General features: G+C 41.1%; 13 protein-coding genes. 9 read left to right on the top strand and 4 right to left on the bottom strand.

The window, feature by feature from the left end; all coding sequences use genetic code 11:
• Positions 1-199 precede the first annotated feature (199 nt).
• The 9 genes from HMPREF1154_RS08630 to HMPREF1154_RS08590 all read left to right on the top strand — a co-directional run bounded on the left by HMPREF1154_RS08630 (position 200) and on the right by HMPREF1154_RS08590 (position 10,730).
• Positions 200-1,000: an IS256 family transposase, variant Zn-binding type gene (locus tag HMPREF1154_RS08630; protein ID WP_009641149.1), complete on the top strand. Its 801-nt coding sequence runs from the start codon at positions 200-202 to the stop codon at positions 998-1,000.
• Between the two features lie 330 nt (positions 1,001-1,330).
• The gene (locus HMPREF1154_RS08625; RefSeq protein WP_009642190.1) at positions 1,331-4,438 is read left to right on the top strand and encodes a SusC/RagA family TonB-linked outer membrane protein; all 3,108 of its coding nucleotides are present in this window, start codon (positions 1,331-1,333) and stop codon (positions 4,436-4,438) included.
• 21 nt (positions 4,439-4,459) lie between these two features.
• Complete coding sequence (locus HMPREF1154_RS08620; RefSeq protein ID WP_009642154.1) at positions 4,460-6,133, top strand: SusD/RagB family nutrient-binding outer membrane lipoprotein; 1,674 nt, start codon at positions 4,460-4,462, stop codon at positions 6,131-6,133.
• Between the two features lie 94 nt (positions 6,134-6,227).
• Positions 6,228-7,190, top strand: coding sequence for a GSCFA domain-containing protein (locus HMPREF1154_RS08615; protein ID WP_009642180.1), 963 nt, complete (start codon positions 6,228-6,230; stop codon positions 7,188-7,190).
• Between the two features lie 91 nt (positions 7,191-7,281).
• Positions 7,282-7,512 carry an addiction module protein gene (locus tag HMPREF1154_RS08610; RefSeq protein WP_009642200.1) on the top strand — a complete coding sequence of 77 codons (231 nt, stop codon included), beginning with the start codon at positions 7,282-7,284 and terminating at the stop codon, positions 7,510-7,512.
• The gene (locus HMPREF1154_RS08605) at positions 7,499-7,798 is read left to right on the top strand and encodes a type II toxin-antitoxin system RelE/ParE family toxin (protein WP_034567193.1); all 300 of its coding nucleotides are present in this window, start codon (positions 7,499-7,501) and stop codon (positions 7,796-7,798) included. Before HMPREF1154_RS08610 ends, HMPREF1154_RS08605 begins: the two co-directional genes overlap by 14 nt.
• Before the next feature lie 3 nt (positions 7,799-7,801).
• Positions 7,802-8,419: a DUF4230 domain-containing protein gene (locus tag HMPREF1154_RS08600; RefSeq protein ID WP_009642146.1), complete on the top strand. Its 618-nt coding sequence runs from the start codon at positions 7,802-7,804 to the stop codon at positions 8,417-8,419.
• Positions 8,420-8,489: 70 nt separating this feature from the next.
• A complete protein-coding gene (locus tag HMPREF1154_RS08595; RefSeq protein ID WP_009642202.1) occupies positions 8,490-9,797 on the top strand; it encodes a Na+/H+ antiporter NhaC family protein in 1,308 nt (435 codons plus the stop codon).
• Between the two features lie 18 nt (positions 9,798-9,815).
• Complete coding sequence (locus tag HMPREF1154_RS08590) at positions 9,816-10,730, top strand: alpha/beta hydrolase family protein (RefSeq protein WP_009642169.1); 915 nt, start codon at positions 9,816-9,818, stop codon at positions 10,728-10,730.
• A gap of 5 nt (positions 10,731-10,735) precedes the next feature.
• Here HMPREF1154_RS08590 and HMPREF1154_RS08585 read toward each other — a convergent pair whose 3' ends face one another.
• The 4 genes from HMPREF1154_RS08585 to HMPREF1154_RS08570 form a co-directional block, all read right to left on the bottom strand.
• Positions 10,736-11,794, bottom strand: coding sequence for a DUF6688 domain-containing protein (locus HMPREF1154_RS08585; protein ID WP_009642166.1), 1,059 nt, complete (start codon positions 11,792-11,794; stop codon positions 10,736-10,738).
• Between the two features lie 111 nt (positions 11,795-11,905).
• The gene (locus HMPREF1154_RS08580; RefSeq protein WP_009642170.1) at positions 11,906-14,041 is read right to left on the bottom strand and encodes a S46 family peptidase; all 2,136 of its coding nucleotides are present in this window, start codon (positions 14,039-14,041) and stop codon (positions 11,906-11,908) included.
• Between the two features lie 86 nt (positions 14,042-14,127).
• On the bottom strand, positions 14,128-15,369 hold the full coding sequence (locus tag HMPREF1154_RS08575) for a peptidase U32 family protein (protein WP_009642178.1): 1,242 nt from the start codon (positions 15,367-15,369) through the stop codon (positions 14,128-14,130).
• A 51-nt stretch (positions 15,370-15,420) separates the two neighbouring features.
• Positions 15,421-16,860, bottom strand: a complete 1,440-nt coding sequence (locus HMPREF1154_RS08570) for a membrane protein (RefSeq protein WP_009642149.1) — start codon at positions 16,858-16,860, stop codon at positions 15,421-15,423.
• Positions 16,861-16,927 lie beyond the last annotated feature (67 nt).

Raw genomic sequence — 16,927 nt, 5'->3', positions numbered from 1 at the left:
TTTTTGGCTTAATGGACAAAAATGTTGCTCGAAAGTTCTTCAATCCCTTATTTTATCTACCTTTGCAGCTATTTGAAAAGATGAATAAAAAATTTGCTTTTACTGTGGCAGCAAAATAACTAAGAAAAATGGCACTAAAGAGGGTGTTCAACGATACAAGTGTTATGCCTGTGGAAAGACTTTTTTAGCCAAGAGGCAATTGAATATAGATGAAGATTTACTTTGGGAAGAGTATGTCAAAGGTAAACAGACTTATGCTCAATTAGCTGAAAAATATAGGTGTTCTATAAGAACAATCCAAAGAAAGTTAGATAATTATTCTGTCAAGAAACAGCTTAAAACAGCCCGAAAGGTGATCGTTCTGATGGATACAACTTATTGGGGAAGAGAGTTTGGCGTTATGCTTTTTAAAGATGCAATAACTAAAGAGAACCTTCTAAAGTACTATGTGAAAAATGAAACGAATGCTTTGTATATAAAAGGAATTCAAGAACTTATAAGCAAAGGTTTTGAAGTTATAGCAATTGTTTGCGATGGAAGAAAAGGACTATTACAGTCTTTTAATGATATTCCTGTTCAAATGTGTCAATTCCATCAAAAGGCAATTATTGTCAGATATTTAACCAAGAATCCTAAACTCCCTGCTGCGCAAGAACTAATAAAAGTAGTGAATTTATTGACTAATACAGACAAAGAATCATTTGAAGGAATTTTGGGATTATGGCATGAAAAATGGGGAGATTTTCTCAAAGAGAGAAGTATTAATCCATTGACAGGCAGAACACATTATACACATAAAAAGCTAAGAAGCGCCTATAGAAGTTTGAAAAACAACTTATCATGGCTCTTTACTTGGTATAATAAAATAGAACTAAATATTCCCAATACAACGAATGCAATAGATGGTCATTTTGCGGACTTAAAGAATAAACTAAGGAATCATAATGGTTTGTCTTTGGAAAGGAAAAAGAAATTTATTGATGGGTTTTTAAAGGCATAGGGCTGCCAAAATATTAAAAAAATAGGGAGCCTTATTACAAGCTCCCTCATATTAACATTTTGTATAGCATCTGTATTATCCCTGATAGGTTGCTCCCCAGCAGAGCCTATTTCCGTTTATACAGATAGGGCAAAGGTAAGGTAGTTTTTTGTATTATCCAAATACCTGTCTAAAAAAGAGCAACACTTTTGTCCATTAGAAGCTATATACCCAAAAAAAGCAACATTTTTGTCCATTATACCTGATTTTTTTATTTTTTAAATGAGACATATTGTTGTTTAAAGAAAAAATTGTATCTTTGGGTTATTAATCTAACTATTTATTAGAGATATGAGACTTAGGAATCTATTCTTATGGGTATTCCTCCTCACCTCTACGCTTACCTTCGCACAACAGACCGTTACAGGGAGCGTAAAGGATAGTGCAGGAAAACCAGTGGCAGGTGCTACCGTACTTGTGGTAGGTACTAGCCGCAATGCAACCACAAACACTGAGGGTATGTATGCCATTGAGGCACAAGGGGAAGAAACCCTACAATTCACCGCTCAGGGTTACCAAAATGTAGAGAGGAAAGTAGGCCTCGAAACAACCATTGATGTAGTGCTCGCACTCCTTACCGAAGATGCTAAAAAGGTAGGTGCCCTTGGGGTAGAGCGTGATGCCAATGCCACAGGTTATACCGACACTACACTGGAAGGAGGAGAAGACCTCAAAGGAAAAACCGCAGGACTTACCGCTGCTTCCGCAGGAGGTATGCAAGGCTCCAAAATGGAACTCCGTGGTAAGGGTAGTGTTACAGGAAGTAGCCAACCGCTCATCGTTATTGATGGGGTACCTATGGTGGATTTAGGAAGTAAATATGGAGATGTTTCTTCCGAAATCAACAAGGACGATATAGAGTCTGTAACCGTCCTTACTGGTGGAGCTGCTACGGCTCTCTACGGAAGCCGTGGAGGTAATGGGGTGATCCTCTATACCACTAAATCCGGAAAAGGAGGAAAAACCAATATAGACATCAACTCTTCTGTAAGTTTTGACAATGCCTACATTGCTCCAAAATTGCAGAACGAATATGGTGGAGGTTCCAGCTTGGACTTTGTCAAACAGAATATCAATGGTACTATTTATAACCTTCCCCAATACGATGTTGACGAAAGCTGGGGGCCTAAGTATGATGGTACTCCTTACCTACCTTGGTATGCTTTTGATCAAAAATATCTCTCCGAACACTATCTAAAACCTGTACCTTGGCAAGCTCCTAAGCATGACGTAGATCAGTTCTTCCGTACAGGGGTCACTACTAATAACTCTCTTTCTATCACACGATCTGTATCAGGAACCAACTTGCGTTTCTCCTTGGGGAACACTTCAACCTCAGGAATCGTACCTACCACTAAGCTTGAACGTAGCAACTTGGCCTTTAGCTTTACTTCTGATTTATCAAGCAAACTCAAAGCAGAAGGTGGTCTAAACTATTCTATCACTACACGTGACAATCCAAACTATACCTATGCCGATGCCAATGATAATGGTGGTTTCTCTACCGTAATCTATGGATATACACACCGCCAATTGGATATGAGAAATCTAGAGCGCTTCTATAAGGCTCCTGATGGCTCCCAACGCACTTGGAATAGAATTAGTTGGGAAGATCCTAAGCCTAACTTCGCTGACAACCTCTATTGGATGCTCAACGAAATTACTCAAAACGACAAGCGTCATCGCTTTTTCGGAAATATTGGGCTTACCTACAACTTCACCGATAACCTTTTCTTGGTAGGAAAGATGTATGGTGATATCTACTCCCTTATGACTGAATCAAGAACAGCTGTAGGCTCTCACGATACTTCTCAATACCAAAGATATATGTATGAGAATGCTGCTTTCAACTACGAAACACGCCTACACTATAATCCAAATCTTGGAGAAAACTTTTCCTTAACAGGATTTATAGGTCTTTCACGCGCCCAAAACAAATATGCTTATGCGGGAGCTGCTACTCAAGGAGGACTTATCGTGCCTGACTTCTATTCTGTTGACAATAGTAAGGAAAGACCAAGAGGATATACTTACTCCTCATGGACACGTACCAATAGTGTATATGGTATGGCTTCTTTCGGCTACAAAGGCACTGCTTTCGTAGAAGTTACAGGGCGCAATGACTGGTTCTCTACCGTATCAGTACCTATCTTCTACCCTTCAGTAACTTTCTCTTATGTATTTACCAATTCTTTCAAGAACTTACCTTCTTGGTTTAGCTATGGTAAGCTCAGAGCAGGCTGGGCACAAGTAGGAAACGATGCTTCTGCCTATGTCCTTAAGACCTATCCAGATGTTTATCAGTCTTTTAGAGGATCTCAATACTATTTAGTTCCTACCGAGAAGAAAAATCCAGATCTCCGTCCTGAAATTAAGGAAACCAAAGAGGCGGGTATTGACCTTCAGTTCTTTAACAGTCGCCTTTCTTTAGGCTTCTCTTACTATGACATTCTCTCCAAAGACCTTATCCTCTCCATGCCTGTGGATGCCTCCAACGGATATACTTACAAGAAGGTAAACAGCGGGGAAATGTCCAATAAGGGATTTGAAGTTACCCTTTCTGCAACTCCTATACAAACCGACAAATTTGCTTGGTATCTAGATTGGAATATTTCAAGAAACAGAAACAAACTCATCAAGTTAGCCCCAGGTTTGAGCCGTTACAAAGTTACTTGGGACTACTATGCAAACGTAGAGTTATACGCCATAGAAGGCCGTCCTTTCGGTGAAATGTATGGTGGTAATTATGTATATGATGATGCAGGAAACCGCTTGGTAGATGAGAATGGATTCTATCTTCGTTCAAAAGACAAAGAAGTTTTGGGCAACATCAACCCAGAATTTACCACAGGTCTTACCAACACCTTTACCTATGGAAACTTCAGTCTCTCCTTTACCTTTGACTACCAACATGGAGGAAGCTACTATGCAGGAGCTTACGCCTTGGGTATGTATGCAGGTAGTATACGAGAAACTGTGGCCAATGGTATGAGAGAGCGTGATGCCAATGGGCCTAATGGACAAAAAGGGGTGGTACTCGACGGAGTTGTTGCACGTGTAGAAAGTGACGGCACTATCGTATCTACAGGAGTAAAGAATACCAAAGCGATTAGCCCTAAGGAATATGGTAGTACTTTCTACAAAGGAATAGACGCGCAAGCTATATTCGATGCTACTTTCTTAAAACTTCGTAGTGTATCTCTCTCTTATGAAGTTCCACTACCTGAAACCAAACATATCAAAGGCTTGAACTTTACCCTTTCAGGTTACAACCTCTGGACAGGCGCCTTGGCATGGGATGGTATGGATCCTGAAAGTGCTATCTATAACCAAGGTATGGGGAACTCTTCCTTGCCTACTACCAGAAGTTTTGCCCTTAGTGTAGGATTAAAATTATAAACAAATTAAATTAGCCTAACAATGAAAAAAAATATAATAACTGCCATATTAGGTACAACTCTGCTACTAGGAAGTTGTACCAAGGATTTTGGGGAGATTAACAAGAATCCGAATGTGCCAGAAGATTATCTTACCTATGCCTTGTTCAATGGTAATAATCAAGCACTTATGTATAATCTCAGAGGATATGACAATATGGGGAAACAATCCCTTACCTGGATGCAATATGCCTCCCAACCTATCTATACCAAGGAAAGCCGCTATCTACTTGACCCTGACGGAGGAAGTACCATTTATTACCAGATGTATGGACGTGGTATAGGATACAAAGAGATTATCAACCTAAACACCAATCCTGAAACAAAAGATTTGGTTTCCGTCTATGGAAAGAACAACAACCAAATAGCAGCAGCCCGTATTATGCTCGCTTATGTCTTTAGCCTTGGAGTACAAGCTTTTGGGGATATACCTTATTATTCCTACGGAGATCAGGACAATCCTAAGTTCCAAGCCTTACAGACAGATAAGTATGTAACCCCTGTATTTGCCCCACAAAAGGATGTCTATTTAGACATTCTCAAGGAATTAGAAGCGGCTACTGCACAAATAGAAAACGATACCTATGTATTCTCTTCAGGAGATGTGATTTTTGGCACCCCTACCAACTTGAAAAAGTTTGCTAACTCCTTACGTTTGCGTATTGCCAATCACCTCAAAGGAGCTACAGATGCTGTCTTGGGTGCTCCTTTAGCTGAAAAAGTAAGAACTATTATCACTTACTATAAACAAGGACATGACGATGAACTCTTAGATGCTAACTTCAAGAGTGCAGAACTGATCTCTGAGAATAATTACACCTATCCTGCCCCTATGTATTACGATTATTTTGTAGGAAACCGTGTAGACTACCTGCCATCATCCAACTTTATAAAACTCCTTTCAGGAACAAATAAGAAGGCTAATACTAGAGGCCTCAATTTTGGAGTGGATCCTCGTATGGAAAAATACTTTGCCCCCAAAGGAACCGACAAATGGACTATAAATAGTGGATATACGATTGATGAATCTGCTGATATTGATACCCTTGCCTATGTAGGTATGCCTTATGGTATGCAAGAAGGTAGCGAAGCTGCCAACCAATACAAAGCTGGAGAAGAAGTTTCTCTTTTCTCCCAAGAGGTACTAAAAGCTACGGCTCCTATTGTCCTAATGGATTACTCAGAAGTATACTTTATTCTCTCTGAAATTAGGGATTGGGATAATGATATGTATAAGAAAGCGGTAGAGGCCTCTTTCGACAGATGGGGTGTAAGCTCAACAAGAAAAGCAGGTTACACTATTGCTGACATAAGTAGCCTTACAGAAGAAGCTAAAAAGGAACGTGTACTCACCCAAAAGTATATTTCCCTATATATGAACCCCGATGAGGCATGGGCTGAATATCGTCGCACAGGCTATCCTAAGACTTTGATAAATGTAGGGGAACGTGTAAGAGCCAATCTCCCTGCTTCCAATCCTTCTTACTATGTCTTTTTAAAGGACCCTTCAGCAACCGATGTAACAGGTATTCCCGAAAGGATTAACTATCCTAATACCTATAAGGGGCTTAACCTAAATTATATAGAAGCCCTTAAGAACATGGAGGCTTCAGGAGATAGCCGAGGAAAACGACTCATATTTGCTACTCGCCCTTAATACATAAAATTCTTACCCAACACAAGAGGCCGTCCTTTTAGATGGCCTCTTGTCTATACTAATCAATTCATTAACTCATTGGTAAATTTGCATCATGGAACTCATCACTAAAATAACTATTCCTCCAGTGGCTGAAGCTAATCAACTTTCCTATACAACCCCTGTGGTGAGTATGGGTTCGTGTTTTGCAGCGCATCTACAAGAGAAGTTTGACTATTACAAATTACCATCTTTTGCACATCCCTTCGGTACACTCTTTCATCCCTTGGCAATTGAGCGCAGCCTAGAGCGAACATGCCTTGGACAACCCTTTACTAAGGCCGATTTCTTTCTACAGGACGACCTATGGCTGTCCTTTGACTTGCATTCCCAATGGGCTAATACCTCACTCCCCTCTCTCTTAGACCAACTCAATCAGCAGATTGCCTCCCTACAAAAGGCGCTTGCTAAGACTTCTTTTTTGGTAGTAACCTTAGGAACGGCTTGGGTGTATGAACACTTACCCTCAGGGAATATAGTGGCCAATTGTCACAAACAGCCCCAAACGCTCTTTAAGAAACAGTTACTCTCTTTGCCTGTGATAAAGACTTCTTTAGAGCACATTGTACAGTTGGTTCGGGAGCAACAGCCAAATATCAAGGTTATTTTTACCGTATCCCCAGTACGACATCTCAAAGACGGAGCACAAGAGAATCTGCTTAGTAAGTCCTTACTTATCTGTGCAATCCATGAGCTTTTGGGGACAAGCTCCCCCAAGAAGGCGGAAGATCTCTTTTACTTCCCCTCTTATGAGATCCTGATGGACGAGCTTCGGGATTATCGCTTCTACAAAGAGGATATGCTACACCCCACAGAACAAGCAGTACAGTATGTATGGGAACGCTTCACTGAGGCATTCTTTACCCCCTCCGCTCAGTCTCTTATGCAGGAAGTGGCAGCTATCCAGCGGGCTTTGGCGCATCGTCCTTTTAACCCCGAGGGGGAAAAACACCAAAAGTTTCTCACAAGCCTTCAAGAGAAAATAAAAATGGTAGAGGCGAAGATTCGTAACCAATGACATATAACAAGTGACAAATTGTGCTAACTGATATATTGGCACATTTTTTGTGGTCATATCAATTTAAGGAATATATTATCATATCAAAATCATGGAAACTCTTACTATCAAACCTCCTAAAGGAATTAGCTTAGAAGATGCTAGAATTGCCCTTGAAAGACTCAATTTTCAAATTGTTGAAGAACAAATCTCTTTTTTTATCCCTGAAGACTACAAAAAAGAACTACACAGACGTAATGAGGAGCTAGAAACTCATCCCGAAACAGGTATTTCTTTGGAAGAAGCACGAAAAATAGTTTATAAAAAATATGGAAGAGTATAATGTTATTCTATCTTCTTTAGCTAATCAAGAGTGGATAAATGTAATTGATTGGTATAATAGCAAAAAAGAAGGATTAGGCTTTGAAGTTTTTGATGAGATTGATGAATATTTAGTAAAACTAAAATCTACTCCTCTTATACACCGTAGGATTGATGGAGAAATAAGAATATCTTTGACTCCAAGATTTCATTTTGCAATATTCTATATTATTGTTGGAAATACTATACGTGTAATAGGAATTCGAAATCAAAGAGAAAATTATTCTGACGTTTTTAACCGATTATAACCCATGAAAAAACTATTATTAGGCTTAGTGATAGGCATTATTGCTGTGTTTGTACTACAATATTTCTTTAAAAAGGAAAAAGACGAAAGTGTACTTACCGAAAATAGTGCTCTCATTGCTCAAGAAATCAAAAATGTAGGCAAATTGGTAGTTACCGAAGGCTATTTCTCGGAGGTCATGACCTACCAAGATGCTAAAAAATACTTCAACAACTGGGTATCTTTTGACAAAAAAGCACTCGTTGTGGTCAATGCTGAGGCTACAATCGCCTATGACCTACACCAGCTCCGTTATGAGATAGATGAGGCCAACAAGGTAGTACGCCTTTTGTATATTCCCGAGGCAGAACTCAAGATATATCCTAAGGTGCAATACTACAACTTAGAGGAAAGTTCCTTTAACCCCTTTACTGCCGAAGACCATAACAAGATTCAAAAGCGTGTTACCGACCTTATTACCAAAAAGATAGACCAATCTTCCTTTCGAAGCAATGCTCAAAATCGCCTCCTTACAGAACTCTCCAAACTGCTAATTCTCACCCACTCCATGGGATGGAGACTCGAATATACAGATACTCCTATAGAAACGGAAAGCGATTTATTACTACCACTTAAAAAATAATTCGCAAATTTGCGTTATGTTCTAATTATTTTTTCTACCTTTGCACTTTATTCTATAAAATCTTTTTACGATGTCTTTAGAACCAAAAAAAGCAAATGGTATCGCCCTTCTGCCTCTGATCATCTTTGTAGCGATCTTCTTATGGAGCGGTGTGCAGTATGGTAGTTTCTATGAGTTTCCTGCACCTATTGCAGTGTTGATAGGGATTGTGGCAGCTTTCTTTATCTTTCATCGCAATGGTATCAATGAGAATGTCAATGGCTTTATCCGAGGTTGTGGCAATCCGAGTATCTTGATGATGTGCCTGATTGCCTTGTTCTCAGGAGCCTTCAGTGTGGTTACCAAGAGCATAGGTGCTACCGATACCTTTGTAGAAATCACCAAGAACTACCTTTCATTGCAATACTTATATGCTGGGGTCTTTGTCATTGCCTCTTTTCTCTCTTTTGCCTCTGGTACTTCGGTGGGGGCAGTGGTGAGTTTGGCTCCTATTGCGGCGGGTTTTGTGAGCTTGCCCAATGTGAATGTGGAGCTTATTGCAGGTTCGCTCTTAGGGGGGGCTATGTTTGGCGACAATCTCTCTTTTATCTCCGATACGACCATTGCCGCTACCCAATCACAGGGCTGTGAGATGAAGGATAAGTTTCGTATGAATGGGAAAATAGCCTTGCCTGCTTCTGTACTTACGGTATTGACGCTCATTATTATAGGTGTTTCTATTCACCCCAGCGGGCATTCGCTCAGTCAGGGAGATGCTCCTATCCAATGGGTGAACTTACTCCCCTATATCACTGTGATCGTCTTGGCCATCGCAGGGCTTAATGTATATGTTACTTTCCTTATTGGCACCCTTATTTCGGGGCTTTTAGGCTTTTGGTATGGTAGTTTTGACCTCTTAGGCTATTGTAAAACCGTCTTTGATGGTTTTGCCTCTATGAACGATATCTTCTTAGTATTCCTTTTTACGGGTGGTTTGGCTTATCTGATAGAAAGAGAGGGAGGTATTTCGTTCCTAACCCAAAAGATAGGAAAGTTTATCAACAACAAAGGGCGTGCTTTCTTCGGCATTGGTTTCTTAGTTGCCCTAATTGATGCGGCTGTAGCCAACAACACCGTAGCGATTGTCATCAGCGCCCCTGTAGCAAAGAAAATCAGTGAGGAATATAAGATTTCTCCTATACAAACAGCCTCTATCTTGGATATTTCTTCTTGTGTTGTACAAGGAATCATCCCCTATGGGGCACAGGTACTCCTTCTTATCAAGCTCTTAGGCACCGATGTCAATTATAGTAGCATGATTGCTCAGAGCTTTTATATCTGGCTACTGCTCCTCTGTATGATCGTCTTCTTTCTTAAGGGCGCGAAAAGTAAAGAATAATCTAAAAATACATATATCATGAAATGGTTTATCTTATTATTTTTCATCTCTTTAGAGGCTTTCTCACAAGAAAAAAATTATGATAGTCTGCAAGTGAGTATAGACCCAGAAGTGCAGGGTACTTTACTCTCTCCTAATGGAGAGAATCAGCCTCCTTTGGCGATATTGATAGCAGGTTCGGGACCTACTGACCGCGATGGGAATCAAGCTCAATTCAAGAATAATTCTCTAAAATATCTTGCAGAAGGATTGGCTCAGAAGGGTATTGCAACTTTTCGTTATGACAAACGTGTTATTGCACAAATAAATAAAGCTACTGTACAGGAAGAGAAAATGACCTTTGAAGATGAGGTGAATGATGCGCTTTTAGTTGTAAATCATTTTAAAGATAAGTATAAGAAAATCATCCTTATAGGACACTCGGAAGGTGCACTGGTAGGGCTTCTTGTTGCTCAAAAGGTAGTAGTCTCTAAGTTTGTTTCTATCTCAGGAGCAGGCAATAGCAGCGCTACACTGATAGAAGAACAGATAGGTAAAAATGCTCCACAACTCAAGGAGGAAAGTCAGAAAATCATCAGCCAGTTAAGAAAAGGGGAACTCGTGGATAATATTTCTCCCTATCTGGCGCCTGTCTTTAGAAAAAGTGTCCAACCTTATTTGATTTCTTGGTTCAAATATGAACCTGCCAAAGAAATCGCTAAACTACAAATACCTATCCTCATCGTTCAGGGTACCAATGATTTGCAAGTGGAAGACAAGGAGGCACAACTACTCAAAGAAGCTCAGCCTAAGGCACAACTTCTTCTTATAGAAGGTATGAACCATGTACTAAAAAAAGTAAAGACATTGGAAGAAAACCAGCTATCTTATCTAAATCCTGACCTACCTATCTCTGGAGAATTGGTAGAAGGCATAGCAAGTTTTATAAAGTGAAAAGCTCAAAACTGATACTGTTTTTCTATTTTTCGCTCTGGGGACAGACAAAAAGTATATAAGCAAAGCAAAAAGAACCACTCTAAAGGCTTCATCAGCAGATAAGTAATATTAGATGCTGCGGGAGTCTTTATTTTTTGGGAGAGGTTATACCCATACTTATCATAATTGGTACGTAGGAAATGGTGCAGCTTAGGGGAGAAATCAGCGATAAGCTCTTCAAAAGCATTGGCAATCTGTAGCTGACGATTCACAATAATAGGCCTGCCCCCTCGCTTGCCCCAACGCAATGGCTTGACCAGACTCGGAGAGCCACAAGCGGCCACTGTACAGAGGTAGTGCCCCCTATGATCTAAATAAGGAGGGTGATCATGTTGGGAAAACTTCCATTCAGTTGTCTCAGTAAAGCCTTTGACTACCGCATCATAGTCTTGGCCAAAAATCATCAGCAAGAGGGTCAAAAGTACAAAGATAGGAAAGACCAAGAGAACCGACCAAGTAAGCACCGTAAATCGGGAAGAAAGGAGCAGATTGAGCTTATTGAGCCAGTGGTTTTTAAAGGTTTTGACAGAGAGTTCTTCCCTGACGGCCATAAGGGTACGACCTATAACCAATATGGCTATCAGGCTACTGAATATAGGAAACGAGGCCAATTCTTCTTCGCGGTGATTCTCCCCTAAGAGCTGGCTGGCAATCGCTATATTGATAGCAATCCCTATATAGAGAAAGCATAAGCAAAGTACCAAAGGCAGTGGGGGCAACTTAGCTCTACGTGTCCAAAGCGTCCAAAGTGCTAAATGATACAAAAGAAAAAAGGTTAGAAAAGTAAGCCTATACTGTCCCGAAATAAAGGTATAGTTATCATCTATAGGGTCTATAGCTTCGGTATATTCAGCAGAGAAAAGCGAACCAAAAAACAAGAAAAACAAAAGCCATAACACATATAATAGTGCTATAGGATACTGCCAAAAAGGAACATTTCGCTTATACAAATAAACACCTGTATAGAAAATTATAGCTAACGATGCTATAAGAATAACGAAAATGAATACAAAGCCCAACATAAGTCTTCAGAATTTAAGAAAAATCGCCTTGAAAACTTCTATTTACTATTAAATAAAGATTTTTCAAGGCGAAAAAATAACAATTAAATAAACAAATATAATGAAAAAACTTTATTTTACAAGTTTCATTTCATCTACTAAATAACCTGCACCGGCATACTTGTCTATCACAAAGAGTACATAGCGCATATCTACCATGATATTACGACAAATCTTAGGATCATAGTGAATATCACTCATAGTGCCTTCCCATACACGGTCAAAGTTTAACCCAATAAGGTTTCCATGAGCATCAATAGCGGGACTACCTGAATTACCTCCTGTCGTGTGGCAAGTGGAAAGGAAACAAAGCGGCATCTTTCCGTCCTTTGTTCCATAACGTCCGTAATCTTTTTTAGCATACAGTTCGCGAAGCCGTGCAGGCACATCAAACTCATAATCCCCTGGTACATACTTCTCCATTACCCCATCCAAAGTGGTAGTCGCACTGTAGGTAACCCCATCGGCAGGGACATAGCCTGCTACTTTTCCATAAGTAACTCTTAGGGTACTATTAGCATCAGGGAAAATCCTATCAGAAGGCTTGGACAACTCCAAAATAGCTTTCATATAAGTGCGTTGGAGTGCCTGAATCTGAGTGTCCAAACGCTGATATGCGGGATATACTTGGCTGTCATTCATCTGAGCAAGCTCCATGACAAACTGTACTGCCAAATCATTCTTTAAGGCCTGCTTATATGCATCGGCAGGAAGGGCGAGTACCTTGGCGATCCCTTCATAAGAGGTTACAAAGGAGTCACTATAGAGCTTTTCCGTAAGCTGTTTTGCATCAAAGTTTTGCAAACTACCAACAAGCAATTGCTTAGGCATGTTTGCCGCATAGAAAGCAATCACTTTTTCAAATACAGCTTTATCTACCTGCTTGTCATTGTCCTTAAAAACAGACTGGAAGGTCTTGAGCAAGTTTTCTTTCCTACTCTCAAAGGACTGTTCGCCCTTGCTTTCCAGCACTTGCTGGAGTTGTAGTAAGCGGAAGGCATTGGAAAGCAGATCTACATTGCGGAACATCAACTCACTATAGAGGTTATAGGCCAAGTTATAGGGTTCTATCTCCTTGTAAAGGGCGGCAAACTGAGGGAGCAACTGGCCATACTGAGCTTGTTTGTTTGCCTTTTGCAACATTTGGGTAAATTTCTCCTCTTGTTGCCTTTTGAGAGCTACAGCATCAGACTTCTTTAGTCCTTTAGTCTCCCCTATCCATTTTTTCCAATAGTTGGCCACGCGGGCGAACTTGGCTGCGTATTTAATCTTAATTACCTGATCCTTACGCATATATTCGTCTTGTACCTTCAGGGCTACATCACGAATGCCTATTCTGGCAGGGTTGATCACATTTTGGATCTGCTCCACTGCTACCGCTGGCAAATACTCTTGGGTGGTACCAGGATAGCCGAAGACCATCACGAAATCACCCTCCTTCACACCCTTGAGAGAAACAGGGAAAAAGTGCTTAGGTCTATAGGGTACATTGTCTAAAGAGTACTCCGCAGGGTGATTGTTCTTATCGGCATAGACACGGAAGAGGGAAAAATCCCCTGTATGGCGTGGCCACACCCAGTTATCAGTATCTGAACCAAACTTACCAATAGAAGAAGGTGGTGCCCCTACCAAGCGAACATCCTTGAAAGTCTCTGTGATAAAGAGAATATATTGATTCCCATAATAGAAAGCCTTTACACTCCCCTCTTGCCAAGCCTCTTTGGGGGCATCCTTAATTACCTGAGCGATATTCTGTTCTATACGCTGGGCTTTCTCTGTTTCATTGAGTTGTTCTGTTCCCTTGAGTACTTGCTGGGTTACATCTTCTATACGAACGATAAAGGTTACTTTAAGGTCCTTGTTAGGCAGCTCCTCAGAGAGGTTCTTTGCCCAAAAACCATGTTCCAAATAGTCGTTTTGGAGGGTAGAATGTGCCTGAATCTGCCCATACCCACAGTGGTGATTGGTCAGCAGTAGGCCACGATCGGAGATGATCTCCGAAGAGCACCCTCCATTGAAGTGAGGTGCCGCATCCTTAAGACTTGACTTATTCACGCTATAGATGTCTGTGACCGACATCTTCATGCCCAAGGTCTTCATCTCCTTGGCATTCATTCCTTCCAAAAGCGAAGGAATCCACATCCCCCCCTGCTGTGCGTGAAGTACAATCACACTGAAAAACAGGGCTACTTTTAAAAATCTCTTCATATAAAAAATGATTAATGTTCTATGTGGGTGGCGCTTCTCTATATGGGCGATACCTCCATGTAAGGGCGAATTGCCATTCGCCCCTACTATGCTTTTACAATCTTATACAACTTATCCGAAGGACGGGTACGGAAATCGGTAAAGAAGGTGCAGGAATCACCCTTTTTAGCATTATCGGCTAACACATCATTCACATACATATCCTCCAAGACCAGCTCTTGTACGCCTGTGGTAGGGCCAGTGATAAGGAGTTTGTCTCCTCGCTTGATATCGAAGGCCTCTATCTTAAACTCGGAAATACTTGTCTTCGGGAAAAAGTGCATAGCCTTACCTATATATACCTTTTTCTGAGTGGCTTGGGATCCTGGTGCTCCGCTCCATTCGCCTAATTTTTGGCCAAGGTAATAGCCCCCCCAGAAGCCTCGGTTATAGACAGTAGCCAAAGCCTCCATCCATACCGCTACTTTCTCTTTAGTATAAGTACTTGCATAATAGGCATCTATCGCTTCTCTATAGGTGCGAATCACAGTAGCTACATATTCAGGTGCACGTCCGCGACCTTCTATCTTGAGCACCTTAGCCCCTGTATCTATTACTTGGTCAAGGAAGTCCAAAGTGCAGAGGTCTTTGGGGGACATCATATATTCGTTGTCCAACTCTATCTCAAAGCCACTCTCTTGGTCTATAACGGTGTATTTCTTACGACAGTTCTGCTTACATGCCCCCCTATTAGCCGAGGAGTTATGCGAGTGCAGGCTTAGGTAGCACTTACCTGAGACCGCCATACAGAGTGCCCCGTGGCCAAAGATCTCTATCTCAACCAAGTTGCCCGATGGGCCTTTGACTTGGTCTCGCTCTACCTGTTCGCAGATTTTCTTAATCTGACGGAGAGAGAGTTCTCGGCTCATGACCATAGTATCGGCAAAAAGCGCATAGAACTTGACCGTTTCTATATTGGTAATATTGATCTGGGTGGAGATATGCACCTCCATTCCTATTTGTCGGGCATAGGCGATCACGGCCTGATCCATGGCAATCACCGCAGTAATGTCGGCCTGCTTTGCCTTATCCAACAAGGTTTTGATAATAGAAAGGTCATGATCATAGATGATCGTATTGAGCGTCAGATAAGTGCGTACATTCTTTTGCTTACAACGATGGGAGATTTCCTGTAAGTCGTCCAAAGTAAAGTTGATACTGGAGCGTGCTCTCATATTGAGCTGCTCCACTCCAAAATATACTGAATCAGCCCCATTGTCCAAGGCTGCTTGTAAAGATTCAAAGCTCCCCGCAGGAGCCATCAGTTCTATCTTTCCTGATGAAGTCATTAATTAATTGTTAATTATCAATTGTTAATTGTTAATGATATTTGTCATTTGTCATTTGTCATTATAAAAGTCCATAATAGTATTTCTATGTAAGAGGCTATCCTTGGAACTTTCTATTTGTTGTTCTAACTCCTCTGGAGTGGCTTTAGGATTTTTGTAACCTAAGTAGCGCTTCATCAGCTCTCGGTAGAGGAGTTGGGCAACCTTTTTGGTTCCTCGCGCATTAAAGTGAGTATAGTCTTTTCCTGCCAAAGGAGGGTTAGCCTTTACCCATTTGAGCATGGAGCCTTCCCCTCCCATTAGCTCATAGAGATTGATAAAACCTGCTTGAGTATCTGCCGCATAGGCCTGTTGTGCTAAGGAAAGCGGCACCACTGCTGTATCTGTTTTCATCTCGGTGCCATACTTAGAGGACTTATCGGCTGTGGAGATAATCAGAAAAGAGGCTTTGGGAAAGCAGGTACGCAACTGTTCCACTACCTTGGCCATTCCCTTCTGATACCAACTGTAATCTAAAGAACCATAGTTGAGCACATTAGCCCCAAAGTGTAGTACAATAAGGTCATAAGTACCTAAGGCTGTATCAAAGTCCCGCATCAGTGCCGTGTTAAACAACGAAAGAGGCAAACCCGAATTCCCTCTACTGGAGAAGTTATCCACATGTACCCCACTGAAATCCGCAGAGTTGACCCCATAGATAGGAATAGAATCCGCCTTAAAGAAATTGATACGTACCCCCTTTACATTACCCTCGGCTAGAGTAATCGTATTGAGCAATTTATCTGTTGTCAGCGGCTTTACCACACGTGTTGTGTCCCCTGGGTAACGTATTTCCACATAAGCATCATGATTAGCTGACTTTCCATAAAACAAGGTAGGGGTATATAGTTGAGAGATATGTGCTTGCTGAGAAGCATAGTATTCGACCCAGGCGGGAGATCCCTTGACAAAGAAGACTTGCCCTGCAACCCCAAAAGGACGGGTAGGGTGCTTTACATTCACATAAGATTCTCGTTTCCAGTTACCTGAATAGGTATGTCGCACACTCCCTCTGGAGGCAGCCGACTCTGAAGTAATAGGCAAGAAGCCGATCCCATTCCCTCCGAAATTCATTTGGAAAAGCGCTCGTAAGTCCTGTACGATAAAGTCTCCATCGGTCATAGAGTCCCCAAAATAGCCAATACGTATATGTCCCTTCCCAGTACGTTCTAAGTGTTGTAGTTTCTCAAAGAAAGGGGTGAGTTGATCCGCTACTTGTGGAGAAAGTGTATCTACCTTCTTGGCAATAAGACTATCCTGAGGTTTATTGTCCAAAACCTCGTCTATATCCTTACCCGCAAGTGCCTCCAGCATCAGGCTATCCACAACTATATGAGTAGAGGAAGTCCCTTCTGGGAAAATACGTGTAGGCAAATACGGCTTTAACCCTACAAATATAAGGGTCGCCAAGGCTAAAATATAAAAAGATTGCTTGAAATAAGACGAATTCACAGGGAATAAAGACTATAAAAAACCAAGGAGCAAAAATACGAAATTAATGATTAATGATTAATGATTA

Origin of the sequence: Capnocytophaga sp. CM59 (assembly GCF_000293175.1) — a bacterium.
GTDB classification, from domain to species: domain Bacteria; phylum Bacteroidota; class Bacteroidia; order Flavobacteriales; family Flavobacteriaceae; genus Capnocytophaga; species Capnocytophaga granulosa.
Note: the sequence above shows the minus strand (reverse complement) of the source record. Positions and strands in the feature narration are given on the sequence as shown.

Coding starts and splice junctions, on each gene's coding strand:
- HMPREF1154_RS08625 (WP_009642190.1), top strand. CDS start 1,331: ATGAGACTTAGGAATCTATTCTTATGGGTATTCCTCCTCACCTCTACG.
- HMPREF1154_RS08620 (WP_009642154.1), top strand. CDS start 4,460: ATGAAAAAAAATATAATAACTGCCATATTAGGTACAACTCTGCTACTA.
- HMPREF1154_RS08615 (WP_009642180.1), top strand. CDS start 6,228: ATGGAACTCATCACTAAAATAACTATTCCTCCAGTGGCTGAAGCTAAT.
- HMPREF1154_RS08610 (WP_009642200.1), top strand. CDS start 7,282: ATGGAAACTCTTACTATCAAACCTCCTAAAGGAATTAGCTTAGAAGAT.
- HMPREF1154_RS08605 (WP_034567193.1), top strand. CDS start 7,499: ATGGAAGAGTATAATGTTATTCTATCTTCTTTAGCTAATCAAGAGTGG.
- HMPREF1154_RS08600 (WP_009642146.1), top strand. CDS start 7,802: ATGAAAAAACTATTATTAGGCTTAGTGATAGGCATTATTGCTGTGTTT.
- HMPREF1154_RS08595 (WP_009642202.1), top strand. CDS start 8,490: ATGTCTTTAGAACCAAAAAAAGCAAATGGTATCGCCCTTCTGCCTCTG.
- HMPREF1154_RS08590 (WP_009642169.1), top strand. CDS start 9,816: ATGAAATGGTTTATCTTATTATTTTTCATCTCTTTAGAGGCTTTCTCA.
- HMPREF1154_RS08585 (WP_009642166.1), bottom strand. CDS start 11,794: ATGTTGGGCTTTGTATTCATTTTCGTTATTCTTATAGCATCGTTAGCT.
- HMPREF1154_RS08580 (WP_009642170.1), bottom strand. CDS start 14,041: ATGAAGAGATTTTTAAAAGTAGCCCTGTTTTTCAGTGTGATTGTACTT.
- HMPREF1154_RS08575 (WP_009642178.1), bottom strand. CDS start 15,369: ATGACTTCATCAGGAAAGATAGAACTGATGGCTCCTGCGGGGAGCTTT.